Source organism: Kitasatospora sp. NPDC058162, from assembly GCF_042884005.1.
GTDB lineage: Bacteria > Actinomycetota > Actinomycetes > Streptomycetales > Streptomycetaceae > Kitasatospora.
Genome location: NZ_JBHVUS010000008.1, coordinates 1 through 11753, shown reverse-complemented (window position 1 = coordinate 11753; position 11753 = coordinate 1). Strand labels below are relative to the sequence as shown.

Annotated in this window: 11 protein-coding genes; 2 read left to right on the top strand and 9 right to left on the bottom strand. The window is 73.3% G+C overall.

Annotation, left to right across the window (positions count from 1 at the left end):
• The 6 genes from ACFVXG_RS17600 to ACFVXG_RS17575 all read right to left on the bottom strand — a co-directional run bounded on the left by ACFVXG_RS17600 (position 1) and on the right by ACFVXG_RS17575 (position 6342).
• A complete protein-coding gene (locus ACFVXG_RS17600) occupies positions 1-408 on the bottom strand; it encodes a hypothetical protein (protein WP_387928454.1) in 408 nt (135 codons plus the stop codon).
• A gap of 19 nt (positions 409-427) precedes the next feature.
• Entirely contained in the window at positions 428-2173 is a 1746-nt protein-coding gene (locus tag ACFVXG_RS17595) for a peptidoglycan-binding protein (RefSeq protein WP_387928452.1), read from the bottom strand.
• 340 nt (positions 2174-2513) lie between these two features.
• Complete coding sequence (locus ACFVXG_RS17590) at positions 2514-3176, bottom strand: transcriptional regulator (protein WP_387928450.1); 663 nt, start codon at positions 3174-3176, stop codon at positions 2514-2516.
• Positions 3177-3349: 173 nt separating this feature from the next.
• Entirely contained in the window at positions 3350-3748 is a 399-nt protein-coding gene (locus ACFVXG_RS17585) for a hypothetical protein (protein ID WP_387928448.1), read from the bottom strand.
• 109 nt (positions 3749-3857) lie between these two features.
• On the bottom strand, positions 3858-4439 hold the full coding sequence (locus ACFVXG_RS17580) for a DUF6817 domain-containing protein (RefSeq protein ID WP_387928447.1): 582 nt from the start codon (positions 4437-4439) through the stop codon (positions 3858-3860).
• 139 nt (positions 4440-4578) lie between these two features.
• On the bottom strand, positions 4579-6342 hold the full coding sequence (locus ACFVXG_RS17575; protein WP_387928445.1) for an Imm49 family immunity protein: 1764 nt from the start codon (positions 6340-6342) through the stop codon (positions 4579-4581).
• 279 nt (positions 6343-6621) lie between these two features.
• Here ACFVXG_RS17575 and ACFVXG_RS17570 point away from each other — a divergent pair, with 279 nt between their 5' ends.
• Positions 6622-8130 carry a serine hydrolase domain-containing protein gene (locus tag ACFVXG_RS17570; RefSeq protein ID WP_387928444.1) on the top strand — a complete coding sequence of 503 codons (1509 nt, stop codon included), beginning with the start codon at positions 6622-6624 and terminating at the stop codon, positions 8128-8130.
• A 56-nt stretch (positions 8131-8186) separates the two neighbouring features.
• Here the strand turns inward: ACFVXG_RS17570 and ACFVXG_RS17565 are convergent, their stop codons facing one another.
• Genes ACFVXG_RS17565 through ACFVXG_RS17555 form a run of 3 tightly spaced genes read right to left on the bottom strand, consistent with a single transcriptional unit; the run spans position 8187 to position 9958 of the window.
• On the bottom strand, positions 8187-9059 hold the full coding sequence (locus ACFVXG_RS17565) for a ketopantoate reductase family protein (protein WP_387928443.1): 873 nt from the start codon (positions 9057-9059) through the stop codon (positions 8187-8189).
• Positions 9060-9104: 45 nt separating this feature from the next.
• A complete protein-coding gene (locus ACFVXG_RS17560; protein WP_387928441.1) occupies positions 9105-9443 on the bottom strand; it encodes a hypothetical protein in 339 nt (112 codons plus the stop codon).
• A complete protein-coding gene (locus ACFVXG_RS17555; protein ID WP_387928439.1) occupies positions 9440-9958 on the bottom strand; it encodes a hypothetical protein in 519 nt (172 codons plus the stop codon). Before ACFVXG_RS17555 ends, ACFVXG_RS17560 begins: the two co-directional genes overlap by 4 nt.
• A gap of 234 nt (positions 9959-10192) precedes the next feature.
• Here ACFVXG_RS17555 and ACFVXG_RS17550 point away from each other — a divergent pair, with 234 nt between their 5' ends.
• Entirely contained in the window at positions 10193-11632 is a 1440-nt protein-coding gene (locus tag ACFVXG_RS17550; protein WP_387928437.1) for a hypothetical protein, read from the top strand.
• Positions 11633-11753: the final 121 nt, after the last annotated feature.

Genomic DNA, 11753 nt, shown 5'->3' with positions numbered 1-11753 from the left:
TCAGCCGCCTTCGGGCAGGTTCCGGTAGTCGGGCCGAGCCGGCGTGGGGTCCGCGGGTGCGGGTGCGGGTGCGGGTGCCGGGGCGGGTACGGGTGCGGCCGGCGTCGGTCCGGATGCCGGTGCGGGCGTCGGCTCAGGCGTCGGTGCGGGTGCCGTGGCCGAGGGTGCAGGGGCCGGCGGCTGGTAGGAGGGCGGCCGGGCGGCCCCCAGGAACCAGCCCCAGCTCGCGCCGAACCGGTGCTCCAGGAATCGGAACACGGCGTAGTAGACCGTGCCGAAGCCGGTGACCAGGGCGGAGGTGACGGAGGCGTTGTCCAGGTGGATGCCGAGCCGGGCGGCCTGCACCAGGAGGAACGCGACGATGTAGGGCACGCAGGTGCGCCACAGGGACAGGGTGAGTTGGTACATCCGTCCTCCTCGTTCGACGTCAGCCGACGACAGTGAAGCCGTGCGCCTGGCCGAGCCGGGTCAGCGAGTCGATGCCGGGTATGCCGTCCGCCTGCTGCCCGCTGTACCCGTACCGGCGCTGCAGCGCGGAGTAGGCGTCGATGGTCTTGGTGCCGAACGACCCGTCGACCCACTGCCGGTCGAGCAGCCCCTCCGCGACGAGGGCCCGCTCCACCGTGTACACGTCGTCGGGGTACGTGGTGGCGCCCTGGGGTGCCTCCGGGTCCTGGCGGGCCGCCGCGACCACGTGCGACTTCGACACCTCGGCCAGCGGGATCGGTCCGCCGAGCAGTCGGCGCAGCGAGGACTCGCCGGGCACGCCGTCCGCGTCCCCACCGGAGTAGCCCAGACTGCGCTGGTAGTCGGCGTAGTTGAGGGTGTCGGCATCGGTCCAGTCCGGTCCCGGGCCCCGGCTGTAGTGCGAACCGAAGCCCGCCGCCACCAGCGCCTCGCCGACCATGGTGACCTGCGGACCGTGCGCGCCGTAGCCGTACGAAAGACCGCCGATGTCCCGCCGGTACCGGGCCGGGGTCGGGTCGGGCTGCGGCGCGGGCTGCTGGGGCGGGGTGACCACCGTGCCGGAGGGGCGCGGCGCACCCGACGTCACCCAGGCGTACAGCGCCGGGCCGGGGCAGTCGGTCGAGTAGCCGTCCTGGTGCCCCTTGATCTCCGGGCCCGCCGGGCCCTGCTGCTCGCAGTACTCGATCGCGTCCCGCAGCCCGTTGAGCTGTTCCGGGGTCGGCACGGTCGAGCCGGAGGAGCCGACCAGTCCGCACACCGCGTAGTGCGCCTCGTTGAGCGGGACGTCGCCGTTGGCACTGTTGCGCCGGTTCAGCCCGCGGCCCTCGAACACGTAGCCGTGCTCGCAGACCACGAAGCTGTAGCCGATGTCCGACCAGCCGTCGTCGTCCATGTGCGAGGCCTGGAGGCGCCGTACGTAGGCCGGGCAGGTGTCGTGGGTGCCGAAGGTGTACGCCGTGCCGAGGTAGTGCACCTTCACTCCGGCGCGCGGACCGGCGTACGGGATCGAACCATTGGGCTCACGCCAGGGCCGGGCGCCCCACTGGTCCCGGTTGACCAGCTGCAGCCCCGGCCAATCGGGCGACTGCGGCCCCGGGTCCGGGGTGGGGGTCGGGGTGGGCGTGGGCGGCCCGGGGTCCGGGGTCCGGGCGGCCCCGGCCCACGCCCGCAAGTCGTCCAGCGAGCCGTTGAACACGTCCGCGTCGAGCGGGTCGTCGCTGTACTGGTGGAAGCGCCAGGACGCCTGGATCCGCGGCGAACCCGCGGACACGTAGTCCGCGATCCACAGGAAGTCACCGGCGTTGTCGTCCGTTCGGAACCAGTAGTCCCGGTTGGTGTAGAGCCCGACCAGGCGGTCCGGGTAACGCTGCTTGACGGCCGCCAGCCAGCGGTTCTTGGCCGCGGTCGCGTCGCCGTCGCCGACCGACTGCCCGTACGGCTCGAAGTCCAGTACCAGCAGCTCGCCTGCGGGAACCTGCCCCACGACCTGGCAGAAGTGCTCCACCTCGCCGTCGACCGGGTTCTCCGCGTGCAGGAAGTGGTAGTGCCCGACCACCAGCCCGCGCCCCCGGGCGTCCGCGAGCTTGTCGGCGTACCCCGACTGGCCGGTGTGGCCGCCTTCGGTGGCCTTGATGAAGACGAACTCCGCGTCCCCCGGGATGCCCGACTGGAAGTCGGAGACGTCGTAACCCTTCGCGTTTGCCATCAGGATGCTCCCCCTTTGCGCCGATGGCAGCCATGGCCGACCGGCCCCGTCCCGCAGGGCACGCGACGCCGACCAGGGCGTCATGTTCACTCCACATGAGAATTGACTGAACGTCAACTCTCTTTGTCTGGAGGTGTTCTGTGGATTCTGAGCGCCTCCTGTGGCGACCGGTACCACGGGCCCGTGCCACTGGCACATCTGCCGGACGACACGCCGGGGTGAGGGTGGTCGGGAGTCCTGCCCGGTGGTCGGTGGTCGGTGGTCCCGGTGGTCCCGGTGGGCATGGTCGGGCCCGCCGAGTGCCGGATGGTCGGCGGAAAGCCGCACCGGAAGGTGTGAGTCAGCCTCCCAGGGTGTCCCAGAACAGGTGCTCGTAGGCCTGGAGCAGCAGGCCGTACTCCCGGGCGGTGGCCAGGGTGTGGTCGTCCAAGGGGTCTGGCCCGAGGGCGTCGGCGGCCTGCTGCTCCAGCTCGGGCGCCGGCTGGGCGAAGAAGTCGAAGAAGGCGCACGCCTCGTCGGAGAAGCCGTGGTGGCGGCGCAGCGCCTGGGCGATGGTGGCGCAGTAGCCGCCCCAGGCCGCGAAGTTGGCCACCAGGGCGGCGGCCGCGGCGGGCGGTCGGCTGTTCAGTGCGAGCCAGGCGAGGTAGGCCGGGTACGCCTGGCAGCCGGCCAGCGGTGCCCGGGCGGCCACCGCCCGCGCGTCCAGGCCGCAGGCCTCGGCCAGGGCGGGCAGGGTGCGCAGCGCGGCGCTCTCGCCCCCGGCGAGGGTGACGAACCAGTCGCCGAGCGGCCGGTCGGCGCAGCGGGTGGCGAGCAGCAGCAGGCTGCGCCGGTCGGAGGTGATGATCCGGTGCTGCTGGGCGGCGAGTTCGGCCACCGCGGTGAGCGGGGCGGTGCCCTCGGCGAGTGCGGTGACCAGGGCGGGGACGGTGTCGCCGGGGGCCAACTCGGCGCGCAGTCGGCGGATCTGGTCGAGGATCGGGTCGAGGGTCGGGTGGTTCACCGGTGCCTCCGGGGTGCGGTTCGGTCCGGTGCCCATTCCTACCGGTCGCGTGCTCCGGGGCGGCGGCGACAGGCCGGGGGAGCCGCTCGGCGTGCCCGGGTGACCAGGTGCCCGGGTGCCGGGGGCGCCCAGGTTAGGGTGCCCCCGGCCCGGGTGGCGGGGTTGTGCGGGGATCAGGCGCCGGCGCAGGCCTTGGTCAGCTCCCCGGCGGCGTCGCCGATCGGTCCGAAGTCGGGTTCCTTGCCCTTGGAGACGGCGGCCTGGGCGTTGTCGACGGCCTTGGACAGCTTGTCGGCCGCCGCGTCGAGTTTGCCGTCGCCGTCCTTGCGGATCACCTTGACGTCCTCGACGATCTTCTTCAAGGCCTCGACGGTGTGTTTGCGCCGACTGTCGTCGGTGATCTGGCCGACGTTGAGTGCGGAGTCGGTGAGGTCCTGGACATCGCCGGTGAGGCTGATCGCCCGCTTTCCGCAGTCGAGGGCCTGGTCGGCGTTCTTGCACGCGGTGAACAAGGGGGCCGCCACGAACAGGGCGATCGTGGCGGCGGCCAAACGGTACGGCTTCTTTGTCATGTCTGTATCCCTCCCGCAGTCAAGAACGTTCCGTCCTCGTGCGGTGGTTCCGACATGACAAGTGAACGGTCGGAAAAGTTTCCTCGGCCGGTGGTGGATTGACTTGTCGTCAATCCTGGCCGCCCTCCTGCCTGCTCTTCCAGTCCTGCCAGGCCCGCCAGGCCGCAGGCGGGAGCAACTCCCGTGCGCGGGAGAGGAGTTCGTAGAGGACTGGTCCGTAGCGGGCGGCCAGCTCGGGGTTGTGGATGAACACGTCGAGCTCATTGGCGGCCGTGATGGCGAGGAAGGCCCGCAGGTCCTCCTCCGGCGGGGAGTAATCCTCCCCGGTGAACCGGTCGTGGAACAGCGGCACGTCGTCCCGCCCCAGGCGCGGGTAGACGGCGGCCCGGCCGCAGCTCGCGTACAGGTAGACGAGCGCCTCGGCGCGGTCGCCGATGACCTCGGCCAGGGTGTCCCGCTCGTCCAGCCCGAGCAGGGCGCCGTCGAACCCGTCCGTCCCGTACGCGGCGTGGCAGAGCCCGGCGGCCTGGACTGCGGAGTCGGTGCCCCAGTCCGCCAGCAGGGTCGCCACCCGGGCCAGATGCTCCAGCAGGGTGCCGCCCGGATGCGGGATCCGGTCGGCCTCGTGGGCGCGCAGGAACTCCTCGACGTGGCTCCAGGCGGGAGCGGTGCGCTGATCGGTCGACGTCACCCGAGGAGTTGTACTCCTGTGGCCGACCGCCCCGCAACCGGGCTCGGCCGTTGAGCCGAAGCCGGCGCTCGAACTCCCGTTGCCCCATCAAGTAGCAGTTCGACGACGGGAGTTCGAGGGGCGGGTCCGGTCCCGTGGGCTAGCCAAGCAGGCGGGCCGGGAGGTACGGGGACTCGACGTGGACGGCCCAGCCGCGGCGGCGGGCGTGGCAGGCGAGGGCGAGGATGTCGAGGCTGATCGCGGCGCCGGGGTCGGTGGCGCGGTCGGCGACCGCGTGGTGGTCGCGGTGGGCTTCGAGGGCGTCGAGCAGTGCCAGGTTGAAGCTGGTCTCGTCGCCCTCCACGAGCTGGGAGAAGAGGACGACCGGTGGCGGGAGAAAGCCCCAGTCCTTCGCCTTCTCGACCTCGCGCAGGGCCTGTTCGGTGGCCGGGAGCGGGTCGGCGCCCCGGAAGTAGTCGTGCAGGGCGACGCGGTAGGAGGCGAACGCGGAGCGGTCGGCGGTGGAGTGGGTCGGGCCGGCCAGGACGACCGGGGCGAGGTCCTCGCGGACGCCGGTGATCAGGGCGAGGTCGAGGGCGAGGTGCCAGTGGCCGGGGCCGGAGTCCTCGTCCCTGGTGGCCGGGTAGCGGACCGTCCGGCCGTCGATGGTCACCTCGGCCTCGGTGCCGGGTTCGGCGAGGGCGATCCGGAACAGCGCGGCGCCCAGTTGGGAGGCCAGGCGCAGGCCGGCGAGCTGGGTGTCGGTGACGTCGGCGGACTGCGAGGCGCGGGCCCGGAGGAGGAGTGCCTGCTTGCTCAGGGCCCGGGCGAGCCGGGAGACGGTGTGGCGGTCCTCGGGCCCGGGGTCGATCGCCTCCCGGGTGCGCTGCTCGTACAGCGCCTCGGTGTCGGCGTGCAGGGGGAGGGCCGGGCTCGGCCGGTCGACGCGGACGGGCCCGGCGGCGAGCCGGGTGACGGCGTCCGGGCGCCGGTCGCGGCCGAGGCCGCCGACCCGGGGGCCGGGGCCCGCGAAGCCGGTGACCAGGGCGTGCGGGAGGTAGTCGGTGTCGACTGCGGGGAGCCAGCCGCGGGCCCGGTGGGCGAGCGCGGCGAGGGCGAGCGGGAGCAGCGGGAGGAGGCTGCGGGGGCGGGTGCCGTCGGCGCGGGCGAGGAGGGCGAGCAGCCCGGAGTCGAAGGCCTCGCGGTCCCCGGCGGCGAGGGCGCGCAGGGTGTGGAGGGCCTGGGTGGCGTCGCTGTCCCGGTCCTCGATCCGGGCCAGCGCGGCGTCGATGGCGGCCAGCCGCTGCTCGGGGGTCTCGGCGGGGAGTGCCCTTCCGGCGCGGAGTGCGTTCCCGGCGTGGAGTGCGTTCCCGGCGTCGGGCGCGGCCTCGTCGCGGGTGTCGCCGAAGAGGTGGGCCATGAAGCCGTTGACGAGCTGGGCGGCGGAGTAGCCGCCGCCGGCGGGCATGGCCTGCCAGGTGAAGGCGAAGGCCTCGCCGTGCCGGGCGACCCGGTCGGAGAGGATCGCGAGGCAGAGCGCGTCGAGCCAGTGCTGCGGCAGGACGGGCCTGCGGCGCACGCTGTCGTCCGCGTCCTCGGGGGAGTAGCCCATCCCGAAGTTCGGATAGTCGAGGAACACCTGGAAGCTGTCGCGCCCGTAGTACGCGGCGAACGCGATGGCACCGGCGGCGGCCTCGGTGGCGTCCTTGAGGACGGCCCTGGCCTCGGGGGTGTCGAGGGCGGGGGAGTCGGCGGAGAGCGCGCCGAGGTAGTCGAGGAACTCGTCGGCGATCAGTCGCCATTCGGTGGCGGTCATCAGGCCGGCGCGGGAGTAGGAGTGGACCATCCCTCCGATCCGGTCGGCGAAGCCCTCGCGGGCGGCCGAAACCGCCGACTCCTGCACCTGATGACGCTCGATACGCACAGCTCTGCTCCTTGATCCCTTTTGTCTCGCAGCCAGCCTAGGCCTGCGGTCCGACAGCAGGCCGTGCGGGGGCGGCGGAGGGCGCTGAATTTCAAACGCTGTTTGAAAAAGCTCGTGATCGCGCTAGTGTCATGATCGGCAGCACCGGGCCGTGCCGAGGGCGCGGCCCGGAATCCGTGTGCTCACACGGGAGTTGACGGTCCGTTGCACCGGATCGCGAGCGAGTGTGCCGAGTCCACCGCTGCCGCATCGAACCGTCGTGACCACGAGGGAGAGCACATGTCGGAAAACCTGAGCCGCGAAGTGTCCAAGGTCGTCGACCAGGAGGTGGCCAGGATCCTGGAGCGGACGGAACGGGCCGTCACCCGCACCGTCAACCGGGCGCTGGGCGTCCCCGAGGGGGCACCGGCCTTCGACACCGACCGCTGGCAGGCTCGGCTCGACGGACTCCTCGCCGCCCACCGCGTCCACGGCGCCGCCCTGGCCGTGCTCGCCGACGGCGAGATCCACGAACTGGCCTCCGGCATCCTGCACTCGGAGACCGGCGTCGCCGCGACCACGGACTCCGTGTTCCAGATCGGCTCCGTCAGCAAGGGCTACACGGCGGCGATGGTGGTGCTGCTCGCGGAAGCCGGGAAGCTCGACCTCGACGCGCCGGTCGTGGCCGTCCTGCCCGAGTTCGCGGTCGCCGACGCCGAGGCGAGCCGCACCATCACACCGCGCCAACTCCTCAACCACACCAGCGGCATCGAGGGCGACCACGTCAGCGACACCGGTCGCGGGGACGACTGCCTGGCCCGCTACATCGAGGGCGCCCGGACGGTCGGACTGACCAACCCGCCCGGCACGACGGTGTCCTACTCCAGCACCGCGTACAACGTCCTCGGCCGGATCGTCGAGGTCGTGACCGACGGCACCTGGGACGAGGCGCTCAAGGAACTGCTGACCGGCCCGCTCGGGCTGGCGCACACCATGACCCTGCCGGAGGAGGTGCTGCGCTTCCGCGCCGCGATGGGGCACATGGGCGACCCGGGCGAGGAGCCGGTGCCCACCCCGCTGTGGAACATGATGCCGCGCTCGGCCGGCCCGTACGGCGGGATCTGCGCGACGGCGGCCGATGTCGCCCGGTTCGCAAGGCTGTTCGTGGACGGCGGCGCCGCGCCGGACGGGACGCGGGTGGTGCCGGAGGCCGTGGTCGAGGCGATGCTCAACCGCGAGGTCGAGATGCCCGACCAGTGGTTCCTCGGCGGGCACTGGGGCCTGGGCTGGGGGCTGTTCGAATGGGACGGCGTCCGGGGATTCGGGCACGACGGAAGCACCTTCGGCCAGCTGGCGTACCTGCGGGCGATGCCGGAGAAGGGCGTCGCGGTGGTGCTGCTGACCAATGGCGGGGGAGCGGCGCCCAAGGTCTTCGAGACGCTGTGCCGGGAGCTGTCGGCGGAGTTCGCGGGCGTGACGATGCCCGGGTTCGAGCCGCCCGCCGAGCCGCCGGTGGTCGAGGTCGGGGAGTTCCTCGGGAGGTACAAGCGCGAGGGCTTCCTGATGACGATCGCCGAGGGGAGCGGCGGCAGCGCACTGATCCTGACCTACGAGGGGGCGGACGGGCTCGCGGGGACGTTCGACCCGCTGGTGTGGCAGCTGACGGCGGTGTCGCACACGCCGACGAAGACCGTGTTCGCGGGGCGGCGCAACGACAAGGACGCCTGGATACCGGTGGTGTTCTACGCGCTGGCCGACGGGAGCCGGTACGTGCACTTCGGGGTACGGGCCACGGCGAAGGCCGCGTAGGGACGGAGGGGCGGGCCGCTCGGCGAACGGCCCGCCCCTCATTGGGAGCCCGACCCCTAGGACAGTTCGCGCACCAGCCGGGCGATGGTCGGGGTGGGAACGGAGTGCGCCTCGGCGGCCCGCAGCACCGCGCCGCCGATCGCGTCGAGCTCGGTCGGCCGGCCCGCCTCGACGTCCCGCTGCATCGAGGACTTCATCCCCGCGGGGATCCGGTCGAAGGCCTCGAGCAGCGTCCCCGCGTCAGCCGGCGCGCCGACCGCGTCAGCGACGGCGGTGATCTCCGCCAGGACGGCGAGCAGTTCGTCCCGGTGCTCGGTCCGGACGACGCCGATGCCGTCGGCGTGCCGGGTGGTCAGCAGGGCGAAGGGGGCGAGGAAGGAGAGCTTGCTCCAGAGCATCGCGGTCTCGTCCTCGCGCAGCGTGACGTCCAGCCCGGTGTGCCGCAGCCGTTCGGCGAACTCGGCCACCGGACCGCCGAGTTCGACGGCCGCGAACGGGCTGGTGTGTTCGATCCGGCCCGGCGCGGTGCGGGTGGCCTCGACCCGGATCGTCCCCGCCACGACCTGCCCGGCCGGGTACCGCTCGCGCAGCAGCGCCATGTGGTCCAGGCCGTTGAGCAGGGGCACCACGATGGCGGCGCCGAGGGCCTGCGGCGGCATCCGGTCGAGCGCGGCGGTCAGGGCGGTCTCCTTGACGGTCACGAAGGCCGCGTCGACCGGCTCGCTCAGCTCGGTCGCCGCCTCGACCCGGGCGGTGAACTCGCCGAACTGGGCGCTGCGCACGTGCAGTCCGTCCCGGGCGAGGAGGGCGGCGGTCTGCTCGCCGGCCAGGCAGATGACGCGGTGGCCGTCGCGGGCGAGCAGCCCGGCGATCAGGCCGCCGACGCCGCCCGGGCCGAGCACGGCGACGGTGAGGGGGGTGGTGGTCATGCGCTGTCTCCTGGGATGGGGTGGGGTGGACAGGGGCTTCGGGTACTACGGGACTTCCCGGTGGAAGCGGCCCTCCAGGCCGTCCGGGCTGAGGAAGCCGGTGCCGACGCCGTAATCGAAGTCGAGGAAGTACGGGTCGCCGTCGTCCGGGGCGTCGGAGAGCGCGAAGAGGTACTGCCAGGGCGCGGGAACTCGGGCCTCACCGTTGGGGAAGGACGGGAGGCCGCCGAGGTGGTCGAAGACGTGGCCGCCGTCCGGGAACGGGACTTCGGGGCCCTCGTCGCGCAAGTACCGCTGGAACGCGGCACGTTGGGGGAGGAAGGCGGCGTCGTACGGGCCGCTGGCGGTGCCGGTGGGGCGCGGGTTCGCCTGCTGCGGGGTCATCGGGGGGCCTCGGGGGTGGTGTGGTGGAGGGAGACGGAGTCGAAGTGGTAGGGCACCTCGTGGCGGGTCTTGCGACCGGGGGCCGGGCGGGGCGGGCGACCGGTGCTCGCATGGAGGTAGAGGCCCTGGTGGCGCAGGGTGCCGTGGTCCGGGTCCGACACGGGCAGGCCCTCGGCGCGCAGGGCCTCGGCCAACTCCCGGGCCGGCCAGCCGAACACGTCGATGCCGAGGTAGCCGACCGGGCAGGCGGGCCGGTCGTCGTGCGGGTTCCGGCCCACCCAGACCCCTGCCAGGGCGTCCTCGTGGTGCGCGGAGAGCGAGACGCCCACGCCGGGGAGCCGGAAACCCAGGGACCAGCGGCAGCCGCAGACGAAGGTCGAGTGCACCCCGTCCGGCAGCAGCTCGCCGTGCGGGGCCAGCAGCGCGAGCACCGCCGCCTCGGTGAGGCCGAAGTGCAGTTCGGGCAGCGGGGCCGGCAGGCGGACGCCGAGGCCGGGCAGCAGGTCGATGGTCACCTGATCATGATTCCTCCTCGGGCGCGCGGGCGGGAGTCCGTCGTTCCGTGGCGGGGATCACGGGCTCGGCGCGATTCCCGCATGTGCTCGACAGGTTCACTCGATCCGGCGAACTGTGCGGTGCCGTGCGCCGGGCTGTTCGCGGGTGGCTGGATACTCCGGGATCACGTGCGCGTCCACCGACCGTCTCCGAGGGCTGCCGCACGCCTCCCGCACCCGTAAGGACGTCCGACCATGCACCAGGTTCCCGGCCCCGGCGGCCCCGGCATCGAGCTGGCTGCCGCCGCCAGTCCGACCAGCGCGACCACCGCGACCACCGCGACCACCGCGACCACCGTCATTCCGCCCCGACCCAGCACGCCCCTTCCGGACGAGGACGGGGGCGACGCAGGCGGGTACACCTGGGCCGGGCTGGACGAGGACTTCACCCGGGACGTCGTCGCGATCGCGCGGAAGGGCGAGGGGCGCGAGCTGGCCGAGTCCCAGGTCTTCGAGATCGTCCGGGCGCAGCCGCAGGCGCAGGGGCTGCCGCTGCGGGTGCGTCCGCACCTGCGCGGCGAGCTGGACGCGTTCGTCGCCTCGTACCACCGGGTGATCGAGACGGTCGTGGCCGCCTGGGACCACGACCGCGGACTGCGCGAGGTGCTGACGCTCCCCCGGGTGCTGCACGAGCAGGTGGCCGCCGCCCGGGACACCCGGGTGCACCTGCTGCGGATCGACCTGTTGCCCCAACCCGACGGCACGCTACGGGTGTTGGAGACCAACGCCAACTGCCCCGGCGGCCTGCCCGGCGCCGGCCGGGGCCGTTCGGCCTGGCGGCCGCTGCTGGCCCGGCACGGCATCACCCTCCCGTCGCCGCTGCCCGCCGACGACGCGCTCTGGCCGGGGAGTTGGCTGCTGCGCCTCGCCGAGCAGCACACCGGCAGCCGTCCGGAGACCGTCGCCCTGCTCTGCCCGGACGGCAGCTACCGCGCCGACACCCGTGACTACGACACCGCCCTGACGGCCCTCGGCGTCCGCGTCCTGCACGCGGACCCGCGCGAACTCACGGCCGACGGGCGCCACGGCGTCGCCGTGCGCGGGGAACCGGTGCGGCACGGGTTCGCCAAGGTCGGCATCCAGGACCTGCTGCGGATGGGCGACGACGCGGCGCCCTACCTGGAGGCCGTGCGCGAGGGCCGCCTGTTCGTGCAGAACGGGCTGCGCGGACGTCTGATCGGCGACAACAAGCTGTGCCTCGCCGTGCTCTCCGACCCGCGCTTCGCCCACCTCTTCGACGCCGCCGACTACCGTCGGGTCCGCCCGGCCGTCCCGTGGTCGCGCAACCTCGCGTACTGCGACGCCGCGACGCTGCGCGCCGTCCTGCGCGACCGCGACCGCTACGTCCTCAAGCGCCCGCTCGACACCCGCGGCAACGGTGTGGTGATCGGCCGGGAGGTCGCCGACGGGTCCGCCTGGGAGGCGGCCGTCGGGCTCGCGGGCGACGAGGGATGGCTCGTCCAGGAGTACGTGACCAGCCCCCACCTGTACGGCGTCATGGACGGTCCGGCACCCCGCCACGACGTGGCCCTCGGCGCGGTCGACGGCCGCCTGGTGTCCGCCTTCGCGCGCGCCAGCCACGGGGAGCGCCACAACGTCGCGGGCTCCGGACGCCCGCACCCGCTGTACCTGTGAACCGGACGGGGCGTCGGCGGCGGCGCCGACGCCCCGCCGACCTCGGTCAGGCCCGCTCGCGGTGCCGGGTCGGGGCGCGTCGGCGGTCGTCCGGGTACGCCCGTACGGCCGTACCCGGACG

Coding starts and splice junctions, on each gene's coding strand:
- ACFVXG_RS17570 (WP_387928444.1), top strand. CDS start 6,622: ATGTCGGAAAACCTGAGCCGCGAAGTGTCCAAGGTCGTCGACCAGGAG.
- ACFVXG_RS17595 (WP_387928452.1), bottom strand. CDS start 2,173: ATGGCAAACGCGAAGGGTTACGACGTCTCCGACTTCCAGTCGGGCATC.
- ACFVXG_RS17550 (WP_387928437.1), top strand. CDS start 10,193: ATGCACCAGGTTCCCGGCCCCGGCGGCCCCGGCATCGAGCTGGCTGCC.
- ACFVXG_RS17585 (WP_387928448.1), bottom strand. CDS start 3,748: ATGACAAAGAAGCCGTACCGTTTGGCCGCCGCCACGATCGCCCTGTTC.
- ACFVXG_RS17600 (WP_387928454.1), bottom strand. CDS start 408: ATGTACCAACTCACCCTGTCCCTGTGGCGCACCTGCGTGCCCTACATC.
- ACFVXG_RS17560 (WP_387928441.1), bottom strand. CDS start 9,443: ATGACCCCGCAGCAGGCGAACCCGCGCCCCACCGGCACCGCCAGCGGC.
- ACFVXG_RS17565 (WP_387928443.1), bottom strand. CDS start 9,059: ATGACCACCACCCCCCTCACCGTCGCCGTGCTCGGCCCGGGCGGCGTC.